Annotated in this window: 10 protein-coding genes; 3 read left to right on the top strand and 7 right to left on the bottom strand. The window is 73.8% G+C overall.

Translation table 11 applies throughout. The annotated features are described in order from the left end of the window. Positions 1–17: 17 nt before the first annotated feature. Positions 18–2,750 carry a DNRLRE domain-containing protein gene (locus Sspor_RS36950; protein ID WP_202203000.1) on the top strand — a complete coding sequence of 911 codons (2,733 nt, stop codon included), beginning with the start codon at positions 18–20 and terminating at the stop codon, positions 2,748–2,750. Between the two features lie 95 nt (positions 2,751–2,845). On the opposite strand, the gene Sspor_RS36955 is transcribed toward Sspor_RS36950, so the two are convergent. From Sspor_RS36955 to Sspor_RS36980, 6 genes are all read right to left on the bottom strand, one after another. Beyond that, the gene (locus tag Sspor_RS36955) at positions 2,846–5,362 is read right to left on the bottom strand and encodes an acyl-CoA reductase (RefSeq protein WP_266818387.1); all 2,517 of its coding nucleotides are present in this window, start codon (positions 5,360–5,362) and stop codon (positions 2,846–2,848) included. After that, positions 5,359–6,543 carry a LuxE/PaaK family acyltransferase gene (locus Sspor_RS36960; protein ID WP_202203002.1) on the bottom strand — a complete coding sequence of 395 codons (1,185 nt, stop codon included), beginning with the start codon at positions 6,541–6,543 and terminating at the stop codon, positions 5,359–5,361. The genes Sspor_RS36955 and Sspor_RS36960 overlap by 4 nt, the downstream gene beginning before the upstream one ends. Further along, positions 6,540–7,685 carry a GNAT family N-acetyltransferase gene (locus Sspor_RS36965; RefSeq protein ID WP_237404195.1) on the bottom strand — a complete coding sequence of 382 codons (1,146 nt, stop codon included), beginning with the start codon at positions 7,683–7,685 and terminating at the stop codon, positions 6,540–6,542. The genes Sspor_RS36960 and Sspor_RS36965 overlap by 4 nt, the downstream gene beginning before the upstream one ends. Continuing rightward, positions 7,682–9,052 (bottom strand): MFS transporter, encoded by a 1,371-nt coding sequence (locus Sspor_RS36970; RefSeq protein ID WP_202203003.1) that lies wholly within the window; start codon positions 9,050–9,052, stop codon positions 7,682–7,684. Before Sspor_RS36970 ends, Sspor_RS36965 begins: the two co-directional genes overlap by 4 nt. Further along, positions 9,049–10,332, bottom strand: coding sequence for a phenylacetate--CoA ligase family protein (locus tag Sspor_RS36975; RefSeq protein WP_202203004.1), 1,284 nt, complete (start codon positions 10,330–10,332; stop codon positions 9,049–9,051). Before Sspor_RS36975 ends, Sspor_RS36970 begins: the two co-directional genes overlap by 4 nt. 1,130 nt (positions 10,333–11,462) lie before the next feature. After that, positions 11,463–11,876: a DUF3224 domain-containing protein gene (locus tag Sspor_RS36980; RefSeq protein WP_202203005.1), complete on the bottom strand. Its 414-nt coding sequence runs from the start codon at positions 11,874–11,876 to the stop codon at positions 11,463–11,465. A 101-nt stretch (positions 11,877–11,977) separates the two neighbouring features. Between Sspor_RS36980 and Sspor_RS36985 the strand changes: the two genes are divergently transcribed. Then, entirely contained in the window at positions 11,978–12,940 is a 963-nt protein-coding gene (locus tag Sspor_RS36985; RefSeq protein WP_202203006.1) for a helix-turn-helix transcriptional regulator, read from the top strand. 103 nt (positions 12,941–13,043) lie between these two features. Here the strand turns inward: Sspor_RS36985 and Sspor_RS36990 are convergent, their stop codons facing one another. Then, positions 13,044–13,523: a hypothetical protein gene (locus Sspor_RS36990; RefSeq protein ID WP_202203007.1), complete on the bottom strand. Its 480-nt coding sequence runs from the start codon at positions 13,521–13,523 to the stop codon at positions 13,044–13,046. A gap of 96 nt (positions 13,524–13,619) precedes the next feature. Here Sspor_RS36990 and Sspor_RS36995 point away from each other — a divergent pair, with 96 nt between their 5' ends. Beyond that, positions 13,620–13,916 (top strand): hypothetical protein, encoded by a 297-nt coding sequence (locus Sspor_RS36995; protein ID WP_202203008.1) that lies wholly within the window; start codon positions 13,620–13,622, stop codon positions 13,914–13,916. The last annotated feature ends 6 nt before the right edge of the window (positions 13,917–13,922 follow it).

Consider the following 13,922-nt stretch of genomic DNA (forward strand, 5'->3'; position numbering starts at 1 on the left):
ACCGAACTGGGGGATTCATGCGTAGATCCCGAGGGGCGGCGGCCGCGCTCGCCCTGTCCCTGGCCGGCACCGTCGCGGGGGTGGGCCTCGGCCTCGCCCCGCAGGCGGCGGCGATCACCCCGCCCGTCGCGTTCACCGCCGACCCGCTGTCCACCTGGCAGCCCAACGGCGTCGTCTGGGCCCTCGCCGAGGCGGGCGGCCAGGTCTTCGCCGGCGGCACCTTCTCCACGCTGCGCCCGCCCGCCGGAGGCTCCGGAAGCGAGCGGTCGGCCGTGAACTTCGCGGCCCTCGACGCCGCGACCGGCGCTCCGACCTCCTGTGAACTGTCCTTCACCGTCGCCTCCGGCAGCGCCACGGTCCGCGCGCTCGCCCTCTCGCCGGACAAGGCGACCCTGTACGTCGGCGGCTACTTCGGTGCCGTCAACGGCACCCCCGTCTCCAGCCTCGCCGCCGTCGACGTGGCGAGCTGCACCGTCAAGCAGGGCTTCCGCCCGGCCTTCGCCGCCACCGTCCGCGCCCTCGCCGTCACCGGCGACACCGTGTACGCGGGCGGCGACTTCCTCAGCGTCGCCGGCCAGCCCCGCGGGCGCTTCGCCGCCGTCGGCGCGGCCGACGGGGCGCTGAAGCCCTTCACCGCCGACGCCGACGAGCCCGGGCGCGCCGTCGAGGTCACCCCGGACGGCGATCACGTGGTCCTCGGCGGCGACTTCTTCACCGTCAACGGCACGAACACGCACGCACTGGCCGTCGTCGACGCGACGAGCGGCGCGCTCACCAAGTCGTACGCCGGCTTCATCGAGACCAACTCCGTGGTCAAGGACATCGCGACCGACGCGACCGGCTTCTACACCGCCAACGAGGGCACCGGCGGCGGCGTCTTCGACGGCCGGATCGCGCTCAACCTCGGCGACTACGGCCAGCGCTGGCGCGACACCTGCCTCGGCGCCACCCAGGCCGTGCTGCCGTATCAGAGCGTCCTCTACAGCGCCTCGCACGCGCACGACTGCTCCAGCGTCGGAGAGTTCCCCGACGGCCAGCGCCACCACCTGCTCGCCCAGCCCACCACCGGCACCGGCAAACTCGGCTGGGCCCCCGACACCAACGACGGCATCGGTGAGGGCATCGGGCCGCGCGTGATGACGGTCGGCTCCAAGGGCGGCGTCCAGTACCTCTGGGTCGGCGGGGAGTTCACCACCGTCAACGGCGCGGCCCAGCAGAGCCTGACCCGGTTCGCCTCCACCGGCGACACCGGCGCGCCCACCGTGCCCGTGGCCAGTGCCGTCAGCGTCAAGCCCGGCGAGGTCCAGGTGCGCTGGCGCACCAGCCTCGACCTCGACGACAGCGCGCTGACCTACCGGATCTACCGCAATGGCGCGGCCACCCCCCTCGCCACGGTCACCGCCGACTCGCTGTTCTTCAAGCGGCCGCAGGCCTCCTGGGCCGACACCACCGCCGTGGCCGGCCAGGCGTACACCTACCGGGTGACGGCCACCGACGCGGCGGGCAACACCAGCGCCCTGTCCGCGACGGCGAGCGTGACCGTCCCGACCACGGTGGAGGGCTACCCGAACCAGGTCCGCGCCGATGGGGCCCAGCAGTACTGGCGCTACGACGAATCGGCCCTGCCGTTCGCCGCCGACACCTCGGCCGGCGGCAACCAGAGCGGCACCCACCTGGGCGCCCCCGCCCTGCGGCAGACCCCCGGCGCCGTCTCGGGCGCCAGTACGGCGATCGGCTTCAACGGCACGGACACCCAGGTGTACGGGGACACGCGGCAGACCGTGGGCAGCACCTACACCATCGAGACCTGGTTCCGGACGGACACCACCCGAGGCGGCAAACTCGTCGGCTTCGGGAACAACCAGGCCCGCGGCAGCAATCAGTACGACAAGCACATCTACATGACCAACGGCGGCCGGCTCGTCTACGGCGTCTACACCGGAGCCACCCGCACCATCACCACCCCGGGCGCCTACAACGACAACCAGTGGCACCATGTCGTCGCCACCCAGGGCCCCGGCGGCATGACCCTCTACGTGGACGGCGCCCAGAAGGGCACGCTCGCCGTCACCACCCACGAGAACTTCTCCGGCTACTGGCACGCCGGCGGCGACAGCCTCGGCGGCTGGCCCGACCGCCCGACGAGCGAGTACTGGTCCGGCCGGCTCGACGAGACCGCCGTGTACCCGACGGTGCTCAGCGCGGCACAGGTGCAGAACCACTACACCCTCGCCACCGCCCCGGCCGACTCGGTGGTCCAGGTCACCGCCGCGGAGGACACCTACGCCAACGCGGGCGCGCCCGCCACCACCTACGGCACCTCGGGATCCCTCGCCGTGCGCGGCACCTCGTTCTACGCGAGCTACCTGCGCTTCGACCTGCCCGCCGCACCCGCGGGCACCGTACTGAAGTCGGCCGCGCTCAGCGTGAAGACGAGCACGCAGAGCGGCGCCGGTACCACGGACACCGTCTCGGTCGTCCCGGTCACCGGCTCGTGGAGCGAGGGCGGGACCACGTACAACAACCGCCCCGCGCTGGGTGGTCCCGCGCTCGGCACCTTCTCCGGGGTCCCGGACGGTTCGGCGGTGCACACCACCGCCCTGACCACCGCGCACGTCGCGGCGGCGCTCGGCACCGGCTACGGCCTGGCGCTCACCAGCACCGGTACGGACGCCCTCTGGCTGTGGTCCTCCGAGGCACAGGCGAACGAAGGGACGCCCCAGCTGACGCTCACCTTCGGCGCGCCGTGACCTGACGGTCCCAGGACGACAGGGGAAGACCGGGGACACGGATGACAACCGGGGGCGCGGGACGGCCTGACAGCCGCCCCGCGCCCCCTCGTCGTCTAGCGGCGCGCGTCCACCACGGCGAGGAGCTTCCCGCTGGTCGGGCTGCGGTCCAGCGACGCGCCGTCCACCACCTCGACCACCAGCTCCAGCAGCCGCTCCACAACCGCCGAGCGAAGCTCCGGGTAGCCGGCCAGGAAGACCTCCCGCAGCCGCTCCGGATCCGTCGCCGCCGCCCGTTCCACCCGTACGGTCAGCCGCTCGCGCGCGCCGGCCGAGTCGAGCCGGACCTGCAACTCGCCGCGGTGGCCGCCGTGTTCCCCGGCCAGGTCCAGGAGACGGCGGTGATTGAGGAAGTACGTCGCCACCCGCATCACGTCGCCGGTGCGCCCCCGCAGCTCGAAGCGCGGCGCGTGCCGTCCGCACGGGCAGCGGCCGGGGACCTCCCGCCCCAGGTCGCCTATCACGTACCGGCCCAGGTGCTGGCCGCGCCGGGCGTGCGTGGTGAAGACCAGCCGGCCCGTCTCGCCTTCCGCCACCGGGCGGTCCTCGGCCAGGTCCAGGATCTCCATCGTGTGCAGGTCCGCGTGCAGGTGGTGGACGCCCCCGGAGCTCTCGGTGCACTGGTAGCCCAGCGGGCCGAGGTCGGTGCTGCCGTAGGTGATCGAGCGCACGACCTCGATGCCGAAGGCGTCCTTCAGGGTGCGCTGCTGCTCCTCGGTGAAGTGCTCGCCGCCGTAGAACACCTTGCGCAGGCCGCCGTACGCGCGCAGCGCGTCCGCCTCCGCGTGCAGCAGCTGCCACAGGTAGGAGGGCATGCCGAAGAGGGTGTCGGCCCCGTGGTCGATCAGCGCGCGCGCCGTCGCCCGGTGGTCCGGGCCCGCCGACAGCGGCAGTTGCACCCCGCCGAGCCGTTCCAGCACGGAGAAGAAGCTGATGAAGCTGCCGTACATCGAGCCGCAGTAGAACAGGTTGGCGGTGCGGTCCGAGGCCGGGTCGTAGCCGGCGGCCAGCAGGCCGCGGGCGGCGGCGTGCATCTGCGTGTCGTAGTCGTCGTAGCTGAAGACCGACAGCGCCGGCGCGCCGGTACTGCCGCCGCTGCGGAAGTACAGCTCGGCGTCGGCCCGCGTCAGCCGGCGGGCCGGCTCCTGCACGTCCTCCTTCCCCAGCAGCGGGCCCGCGGGACGCGGCAGCACCACCGGCCGGACCAGGTCGTCCAGGCAGGCGGTGGTGGCGAAGGCGGCCGGATCGGCCTGGACCGCGACGCGGCGGCTGTAGCGCTGCAGGGCGTAGACACCGTCGTGCGGTTCACCCGCGTAGCTCTCCAGCATGGCGCCGACCGGCGTGACCCGGGTGACGCCCGCCGCCAGGGCGGTGCGGGACAGCTCGGCGATGTCCGCCCGGCTGCCCGCGAGGCCCGCCGTCTGCAGGTAGCGGCGCATCGGGCGCAGGGTGGCGATCAGCCGCTTGCGCGGCAGCGGCTTGACCCACACGCTGCGGTGCAGCGGCGAGGCGGTCAGCGGGGACCGGGTGTCGGCCATGACCCGCCACGAGCCGTCCCTAGCGGCGAACACCCGCGTCAGGCCCAGGTGTTCCTCCAGCCGGGCCACCAGCTCCGTGGTGGTCAGCTCGGCCGCCTCCGCCGGGTCCGGCTCGCCCACCGGAGCCCCGGCCGCGGCCGGGGGCCGGGCGGCGAGGACCGCGGCGAAACGCCCGGCGAAACCGAAGACCTCGTCCTCGTCCTCGGTGTCGAGGTAGACCACCTGGGGGCTGGAACACGCCTCCTGCTCGTGCAGGCAGACGTCGTCCGCGAGGGCGTCGAGCGTGCGGGCGTCCGACCACGCGTCGGCCGTCAGGTACGCGAAGGAGATCCGGTGCCCCCACTCCACCAGCCGGCACCCGGCCGGCACGTGGGCCGCCACCCCTGCCACGGCCGCCTCCCCGCCCCAGACGGCGACGGCGTCCGCGGGCGCGCACATCAGGCGCAGCCACTCCTGCCGGGAGGAGGGGAAGCGCAGGACCACGATCCGCGCGGCCAGGGCGCCGCTGGGGTCCAGCGCCGCGAGCTCGGCCATCAGGTGCTGGGTCAGCAGGGTGTCGTCGCTGCTGGTCTTGAGCACATTGACGTTCCCCGCGAGGAGGCCCTCGACGATGCTCAGCGGCGCGACGGTCGCGGCATTGCCCGGCGCGATGTGGGCGACCAGACCGACGGGCGCCCACGCCTCGTAGACCGTCTCGCGCGGATCCGCCCGGTTCAGCCGGCCGGGAGCCGCGCCGCCGAGTTCCCGGCGCAGCTTGCGGGTCAGCTCCCGCCGGCCGAGGAGGCCGCCCAGCTCGGCCAGAACGGCCGGGTCCGCGCCCTCGGGCAGGTGCGCGGCGAGCCGGGCGTGTACGGGGTGGCCGGGGTCGCACAGGGCCACGGCGAGGGCGTCGCACGCGGCCAGCACGGTCTCGGTCTCCAGCACCTCGGCCAGCGCGGCCTCGACGGCGGCCGGCAGACCGGCGAGGCGCCGCCCGGCCTCCTCGTCGTCGATGAAGGAGCCCTGCCAGTAGTGGTGGTGCACGTTCACGGTCACGCCATTCCCTTCATCAGTTCCGCCGCGGCCACCGCGCAGCTGCGGTTGCGGCTCACCCCGGCACGGCCGTGCACGGTGAACCAGGGGGTCTCCAGCTCGCATCCGCACGCGCTGCCGGGCTGGAGGGAGGCGAGGTCGCCCATGACCACGCTCTGCGCCGGCACCGAGGTGATGTACGGCGACACGAGGTGCAGATAGCCCCGCTCCCCATAGGGCAGGGGTTCGAGCGTGCGGGTGGAGCGGATCGTCACCCGCGACCAGACGGGGGCGTGCAGCCGGTGGTGGTCGCACTCGATGTACGGGATGCAGTGCTCCACCGACCCGAAGGTGTCCCGGATCCGCTCACCCGGGATGCCGAGCTGCTCGGTGACCAGGGAGTACAGCTCCTCCTTCTCGATGCGCCGGTCGGCATGGCCCTTCCAGCCGCCGCCCAGGACGACGAGGGAACCCTCGGGCAGGCGCAGCGGAGGCAGCCCCATGGCCCGCATCCGCTCCAGGGTGAAGAACAGGAAGGCGGGGAAGCCGAGGATGCGGACCGGGGCGTCCTCCCGCTCGAAGCGGCGCAGCGCGGAGATGCAGCCGAAGGGGTCGAACTCGTGCTCGCCGCCGGTGTTGCGCAGTGCGTAGGCGACGCTGCGCGCGGGGGCGAAGTCGCACAGGTAGTTGTCGGTGAAGGCGGTCCCGAGATTCAGCGACGGGGCCGGCTCGTAGCTGTAGAGGAGGTAGTTGACCTCCTGGTCGGGGGTGATCCAGCCGTTGCGTTCGAAGATCCGGGCGACCATGCGCTGGGCGGAGCGGATGGTCCAGTGGTCGAAGAACATCTGCGACTTCTGGCCGGTGGTGCCGGAGGAGGTCAGGTGCAGCTCGACGTCCTCGCGGGGGATGGAGAGCACCTCGTGCCGCTTGAAGAAGTTCGCGTGGACGAGCGGTGTGCGGTACGGCTCGGCCGGGGGAGTGGCCTCGTACAGGGACCGGAAGAACGCGGAGCGCTCGGTGTGCCAGGCGTTGGTCTCCGCCATGGCCGCGGCGAACAGCTCGTCCTCCGCGGGTCCGAAGGCGTACGGGTCGGTCAGGTCGCACAGCTCCTGTACGTGCGGCAGCAGGGCCGGGTCGGGTACGGCGACCGGCGCGAGATGGGGGTTGGTGGGGTTCGTAGGGCTAGTGGGCTGAGTGGGGCTCATGGGGCAACCTCGGATGATGTGGGCAGGTGTGCCGACGCCCAGGCCGACACGTAGCAGTCCAGGTACGGCTGGAGGGGCGGTTCGACGGCGACGCCGCGGAAGTCGATCCGCTCGCTGGAACGCGACAGGACGGCGTAGTCGTGGAAGCCGTCGCCGTCCGCGCGCATGGCCGGGAAGAGGGCCCCGGCGACGAAGCCCTGGGCGAGGAACGCCGAGAGGGCCTCGTGGTGCGCGAGCGGCACCAGGGCTTCGACGTAGCCGGCGCCCGCGCGGGCCAGGGCCCGGGTGACCGGTTCGAGGTGGGCGGCCGCGGCGGCCGGGTCGGGGTGGGCCGTCAGCAGGCAGCCGTAGCCGCCGGCGCGGTTGAGGTAGGCGTAGACCTCGAACCGGCCGTCCTCGGGGGTCAGCAGCACGTTCGGGGTGTGCAGCGGGTAGAACCAGCCCCCGGCGCCCGGGAACCGTTCGCGGAAGCGGCGGCGGACGAAGGCCGGTGCCTCGATCACCTCCAGCCGTTCGACCGCCGCGTGCGGCGCGGGCGCCGGGAGCGGGCCCGCGGCGGCCCGGACCCCGGGGTAGCCGATGCCGAGTGCGGACTCGGCCGTGCGCAGCAACGGCAGCAGTGGGGCCGGTACTTCGGTGACCGGGATCCGGCGGTCGAGCACTCCGGCGGCGTGACGCGCGTAGAGTGCGAGGCTTTCGCGGCTGCTGAGATCCACCGCGTTGGGCAGGATGCCCAGCGGGCGGAAGCCGTTGCGGGCGACGACGCGCTGCGGACCGGCGCTGACGGTGCGCACGGTCGCGTACACCGAGTCCAGCCGGCCCGTGTCCAGCATCCCGGCGCACAGGGCCCCGGTCAGGGCGGCGGCCAGGCCCGCCGAGCGGTGCTCGGGGTGCACGGCGATGCCCTCCAGCCGGCCGGTGCGGCTGCCCGCCTCGCCGTGGATGGCGGCGGAGGCGGTCAGGGCCCCGGTGTCGGCGCAGCGGGTGACGAGCCACAGGGAGTGCGGGTCCGCGATGAGCCGGGCCATCTCGGCCGGGTCGGTGCCGAGGGCCACGGGGTAGTGCGGACCGTAGACGGCGTAGTAGAGCTGGCGCAGTTCGGCGATGTCCGCGCGTACGGCCGGGGCGATCACAGGGCTCATCGCTCGCCTCCGGCGGGTGCGGCCGCGCCGGGACCGGGCGTACGGGACCCGAGCAGGGCCAGCGCACACGCCGCGGGGAGCAGACCGGCGCCCTGGACGAGACAGAGCGTCTGCGGGGACACGAGGTCGCCGGCGGAACCGAACACCAGGGACGCCACCGGAAGGGAGGCGCCCAGGACGGCCTGCATCACGGCGAAGAAGCCGGGCTTGTCCGCCGTCGGCACCATCCGCTGGAACAGGGCGACGAAGCGGACGCTGACGGCCCCCGCGCACCAGCCGGCCACGGCCAGGCAGGCGGCGACGACCGGGCGCTGCGCGAACAGCCCGGGCAGCGCCAGGGCGAGGGCCATCAGACCCAGGCACCAGGCGCCGGCGACCGTGGGCCGCCCCGGAACGCGGCTGCCGGTGAACGCGCCGACGAGCGCACCGGTGCCCAGGGAGGCCTCCAGCAGGGCCACGGTGCCGCCTCCGCCGGAGAGGACCGAGCGGGTGTAGAGGGGGATGACGACGAACACGGCGGCGGTGAACAGGTTCGCCGCGGTGAAGCAGATCAGGATCCGCCGTACGGAGGGCAGTTCGGCCAGGATGCGGGTGAGCGGGCGGCGCCGGGCCGGTGCCGCCGGGACGGCCGCACCGTCGGCGGCGTCCGCGCCGTCGTCCGCGAGGGTACGGAAGCGGGCGCTCGCGACGAGCACGGCCGCGCCGAGGTAGGCGGCCGCGCAGCCGGCGGCCAGCCCGGCCACGCCCGCCCGGTCGACGGTCAGGGCGCCGAGCAGCGCTCCCGACAGGCCGGCCAGGGACTGCGTGGACAGCTCGAAGCCGGTGGCCGTCTCGATGTCGGCGTCGTCGACGAGTTCGGGAACCGAGGTGGTCAGGCACGGGTCGAAGAACGCCTGGCACGTGGCCAGGGCGAGACCGGCGGCGTACACGGTGGTGAGCGGCAGGCCGCCGCCGTACGCCCACAGCGCCAGGGCGGCCGAGGCGGCCCCGGCCACGGCGGCCGCGGTACGCAGCACCGAGCGGTGCGCACACCGGGCGACGGCCCCGGCCACGACGGGCGCCAGGGCGACGGCCGGCAGCGTGCAGACCGCCATGAACAGCCCCGAGGCCAGCCCCTGGGCCTCGGGTACGGCGTAGGCGACGATCCACCAGGACACGCCGACCTGGAACATGCGCACGGCGGCCTGCGTGAGGACCTGGCCGAGCCATACGGCGCCGAAGGCGCGGTTGCGCAGGACCAGCGGAGCCCGCCGGTGGTCGGCCCCGGCCGGCGCGTCCGGCTGCGACTGCGACTGCGACTGCGACTGCGACGGCGACGGCGACGGCGTGTCGGCCGCGTCGGCCACGGGTGCGGGGGTCGCGCTCATGCGGTCGGCCTCTCGTCGAGGACGCGGACGAGCTTGCCCGTGCGCGGGTTGACGGCGAGGTCGCGGTGGCGCGCCCACTCCACGGACAGCGGGTGCACGAACCCGGCACGCACACTGTCCGGATACAGGGGCCGTACCGTCTCCAGCTCCGCGACGACGGCCTCGGCCAGCGCCTCGCGGCCGCCCGCGGCCTGGCCGCGGGCGTCGTCACCGGGGGCCGTCGCCAGCCGCAGGACGAGCCCGTCCCGGCCGTCCCAGCGGCGGACGACGAGCTGCATGCCGACCACCTGGCCCGCGGAGTCCGCCGCGGCCACGGCGTCCTGGGCGTCCTGCGTGTAGAGGGACACGGGGCCCACGCGCACACCCTCCTCGGCGCGCCCGAGGATCCTGAAGTGGCCCGGCCCGGTGCCGGTCCACTCGGCCCGGTCTCCGGCGGGGTAGCGGATGATCGGCATGAGGCGGCGGAAAAGGCTGGTGACGACGACCCGGCCGGGCCGCCCCGGTTCGGTGACGGGTTCCCCGGTGGAGTCGTCGAGGATCTCGACGACCGCGTACGGGGCGAACTCCCGGTGCACCCGGGCGTCGTGGCCGGACACCGGGCGGCCGAGCAGACCCGCGTCGACGCTGGCGTAGCCCACGGAACGGACCTCGGCGCGGGGGAAGGCGGCGGCCAGGAGGCGCCGTTGGTCGTCGAAGAGGGCCTCGCCGCCGAAGAGGAGCAACTCCACCGCGTCGAGCCGCGCACCCGACGAGACGACCTGCTCGGCGAGCCGGCACAGGGTGGTGGGCGTGCCGGTCAGTACCTGGGCGGCGAGTTCGCGCAGGGTGGGGATCGTCGACTCCAGGGGCGCGCCGCCGCCGATGGGCAGTCGGACGTTGTCCACGGGGGCGTGGGCGAGCGAGTCCAGGACGAAGAGGAAACTGGCGTACAGCTCCCCGGCGTAGAAGAGGTCGGCGACGCGATGCCCCGGGCGCAGGCCGGTGTCCACCAGCCCCTGGCCGAAGGCGGTGACGAACGTGCGCCACTCGTCGCGGGTGTAGACGGAGAACTTGGGGGACCCGGTGGTGCCGCCGGTCTTGTAGACGGTGGCCTCGCTGAGCGGGCCGGTCAGCACACGGCTGTCGTGCAGGGCGTTGGCCGCCCAGAAGTCCTGCTGGTCGACCACCGGCAGGTCGGTGAGGCGGTCGACGTGCGGTGGGAGGGACGCGTAGAGGTCCCGGTAGTAGGGCGAGTTGTGGCGCGCGAAACGTATGAGGTCCGAGAGCTGCTGGGCGGACATGAGCCTTTGCCTGGATGACGGGAACGGGAACGGGGCCGGGAGACCGGGCGGGACGCGGCGAGAGCGTGAAGGCGCCTGCGCGATCGGGCCGGTGTGAACGGGGGACCCCCCGGCGCCCCCGCCTCCCTCTGTGGCACGCCGAAAGCTGACGCGCAGTCATGATGATGAAACATCAGTGCCCAGATCGCCAAATTGGCCGAGGATTTCCGGACACTGGGACCGGATTCAACAGTTTTTCCGGTAAAGCCTGCGCTGCCGCCGGCGTCGGCGCGGGTGCCGGGGGGCTCCGCCCGTTCGTCACGCGGCCGGGCGGCCGGGGTGACCGGAGGAGACCCGGCGCCCCGGAACGGGAGAGCCGTCGATGTGCCGCCCGTGGATGTTCGAATTCATCTGTCGGTGTGCGGATCCGGGGTATCCGTAAATTCCGTAATTCTCTGCTTCCGCTGTGCTGCGGCTCCGCGACTGGCTATTGTTTCCTTGTTACACCCTCTGGGTCGGTGGCGTTCTGCTGCTGCCCTTCGGTGCGCTGCCGCAGTGCCGCGACGTGCCGAAGGTCCGCGGCTGCGGACCGGTCCCCGAGGTGAGGGAAGGGGTGCCGTGAAGGACCCTGATGAAGCAGGCGGCAGGTCGCCCAGGCGTGGTCAACTACGCCGGTTGGCGGCCCGGGCCCGGTGGGCGGCGCGCGGCGTCGTCCCGATCGTGGCCTTGCTGGCCTACAGCGCACAGCTCGTGCGCGCCCTTCGGGGGTAGCCGCCCCGGACGTGTGCTCACCACGTCCGGGGGGCTGTCCCCGGGGTTCGGCCCGTCGCGGCGCAGATGCCGCGTCGGGCCTTCGGTGTGCGCGCCCGGTGGCGCGCGTCCTTCGAATGTTCCGTAAGTTACGGAACTTACGATACTGCACCCCGCCCCGGCGTAACGGTCGATGCGGTAATTGGGGGCGGAAATGTGGGCGGTAATGTGGGCGGTAATTCAGGCCGTAGTGTTCCCGGGATTTCCGGCGGTACCGCCACCCGAATAGTGTCGCCGCCAACAGCTCCGCACCACATACGAAAACTGGGAGGTGGCCGCGCGGTCACCCGCACGACGGGGCGCCGACCACACCTGGACGTCAAAGTGTGGTCGCCCGCACGTCAGTTCGCCCTCTCGTAGGTGAAGGTGTACGCCACGGAGGTGTCGCCGTGGCGGTAGGTGAAGCCTCCGGATCCGGTCAGCCCGGCCAGCTCCCCGGTGCCGGAGCCGGGGACCACCTCGAAGCGGCAGACGGTGCCGCCGGCGTCGAAGCTGCCGCGCTCCTCCAGCACGAAGCTGCCCTTGCGGCCGTCGAGGCTGCCCGAGACCAACTCCATCCCGCTGTAGGAGCCGAGGTTCTCCCCGGTGTAGGCGATCGTGTAGTCGCAGGCGGTCTCGGCGGCCGCGATCCCCCCGGTGAAGGTGTTGCCGACACGGGCGTGGGCGAGCCGCGGGACGGCGTCCGCGGCGCCGACGGGGCTCTCCTCCCAGTTGGCGAAGGTGAAGCGGCCACCGGTCTCTACGGGCGTGGGCATGACGGTCCTCTCGGCCTGCCGGGTGGTCTCTCCGCCCGGCGTGCCCCCAGGCTGGCAGCCGTACCTGACACCTTCTGTCAGGTACGGGGGACAATGACGCCATGCGCGCCGACCGGCTCCTCTCCCTGCTCCTGCTGCTGCAGAACCGCGGCCGGATGACCGCGCCCCAACTCGCCGCCGAGCTGGAGGTGTCGGTGCGCACGATCCACCGCGACATCGACGCCCTCGGCGCCTCGGGCGTTCCCGTCCTCGCCGACCGCGGCCCGGCCGGCGGCTACCGGCTGGCCGACGGATACCGCACCCGCCTCACCGGCTTCACCGACACCCAGGCCGGTTCCCTCTTCCTGGCCGGCGCCCCCGGACCCGCGCAGGAGCTCGGCCTCGGCGCCGATCTGGCCGCCGCCCAGCTCAAACTCCAGGCCGCGCTCCCGGCCGCACTCGCCGTACGGGCCCGCCGGATCCAGGACCGCTTCCACCTCGACGCGCCCGCTTGGTTCCGGGAGGCCGACCCCGTCCCGCACCTCGCGCAGATCGCCCAGGCCGTCTGGGACCAGCACGTACTGCGCACCGACTACCGCCGCTGGCGCGGCGAGGTACGGCGCGAACTGCATCCGCTCGGCCTCGTCCTCAAGGGCGGCATCTGGTACCTCGTCGCCGACGTCGACAGCGCCGTACGGACCTACCGGGTCTCCCGCTTCCTGACCGTGGACACCGCCGCGGAGCGCTTCGAACGACCCGCCGGATTCGAACTGGCCGCGTACTGGCAGGAGTCCACCAGCCGCCTGGACGCCGTGCTCCACCAGCAGACCGCCGAACTACGGCTGTCCCCGCGCGGACAGCGGCTGCTGCCCATGCAGTTCGGTGCGGCGGGCACCCGGGCGCTCGCCGGGGCCGGACCGGCCGACGCCGACGGCTGGGTCCGGCTGCGCATCGACGTCGAGTCCGAGGCCGTCGCCGTCGGCGACCTCCTGCGCCTGGGAGCGGAGGCCGAGGTACTCGGCCCGCCCGGACTGCGCCGCGCCCTCGCGGAGACGGTGACCGTACTGGCCGGGCGCTACGCCTGACGCCGGGCCGTGTCTCGCCGACGCGGGACCGGCGCCGACCGCACGGGCTCGATCCGGATGCCGGAGACCTGCCGGTCCACCGTCACCGGCCGCACCCGCCAGGTCATCCGGGCCCGCCGGAGGGCCTCGGCCCGCTCGGCGGCTCCACCTCCAGGAAGCGCCGCCGCCGGGGCCCCCGGTAGAGCAGGCACACCCAGCCCAGCCGTTCCAGCACGGCCGCGCAGGCCGTCAGCCGCTCCTGCTCCTCACCGGCCGCGCCACCGCCCGCCGGGCCGAGCCAGGTCACCTCCGCCCGCCCCGGGTCCGCTCCCTCCACCACGCGGTAGCCCGTCCGCGTACGCCGCCCCTGCGCGTCCACTGCCGACGGCGCGATCCCCGCCGCCTCCAGTACGAGGGCCACCGCGCGCGGCAGCTGCCGTACCTCCCACGGCGCGGGAACCGACGCGCCCGCCGAGCCGTTCAGCAGGCGGCGGATCTGCAACAGCCCCTCGTACGCGGTGCGCAGCTCCGCCTGACGCCCACCGGGCTCGGCGGCCGGGCCGTCGCCGGTCGCGGGCTCGAAACCCCGCCCGGGTACCGTCATCACCCACCACCCGCCCCGCCCGTCTGAGTACCTGCGCCCGACGGCCTGAGTATCCACCCCGATTCCCCGGCGGCGCGCCGCTGGTCGAATGGGGACATGACTTCAGACGCCCAGAGCGGCCGGACCGTCCGCCCGAGCATGCAGCACGTGACGACCGCGGGTACGGCCCTGGCCGTGGCTCTGGTCCCGCTCGTGGTCGGCGTCCTGTTCGCCAAGGCGATGGCCACCGACCCGATGACCCCGGTCAACGCCCTGATCGCGGGCGGCGGCCAGCGGGCCGCACTGCCCCGGGGCGAGTGGAAGCGGCGCGGCCACAACACCGTGCGCAGGCTGCGCACCGCCCGGCGCGACACGGCCCGGCGGTGCGCCCGCGCCTGCGGACGCCGCCCCTGAGGCCCC

The organism is Streptomyces spororaveus, from assembly GCF_016755875.1.
Taxonomy (GTDB): domain Bacteria; phylum Actinomycetota; class Actinomycetes; order Streptomycetales; family Streptomycetaceae; genus Streptomyces; species Streptomyces spororaveus.

Coding starts and splice junctions, on each gene's coding strand:
- Sspor_RS36950 (WP_202203000.1), top strand. CDS start 18: ATGCGTAGATCCCGAGGGGCGGCGGCCGCGCTCGCCCTGTCCCTGGCC.
- Sspor_RS36960 (WP_202203002.1), bottom strand. CDS start 6,543: ATGAGCCCCACTCAGCCCACTAGCCCTACGAACCCCACCAACCCCCAT.
- Sspor_RS36965 (WP_237404195.1), bottom strand. CDS start 7,685: ATGAGCCCTGTGATCGCCCCGGCCGTACGCGCGGACATCGCCGAACTG.
- Sspor_RS36970 (WP_202203003.1), bottom strand. CDS start 9,052: ATGAGCGCGACCCCCGCACCCGTGGCCGACGCGGCCGACACGCCGTCG.
- Sspor_RS36975 (WP_202203004.1), bottom strand. CDS start 10,332: ATGTCCGCCCAGCAGCTCTCGGACCTCATACGTTTCGCGCGCCACAAC.
- Sspor_RS36980 (WP_202203005.1), bottom strand. CDS start 11,876: ATGCCCACGCCCGTAGAGACCGGTGGCCGCTTCACCTTCGCCAACTGG.
- Sspor_RS36985 (WP_202203006.1), top strand. CDS start 11,978: ATGCGCGCCGACCGGCTCCTCTCCCTGCTCCTGCTGCTGCAGAACCGC.
- Sspor_RS36990 (WP_202203007.1), bottom strand. CDS start 13,523: ATGACGGTACCCGGGCGGGGTTTCGAGCCCGCGACCGGCGACGGCCCG.
- Sspor_RS36995 (WP_202203008.1), top strand. CDS start 13,620: ATGACTTCAGACGCCCAGAGCGGCCGGACCGTCCGCCCGAGCATGCAG.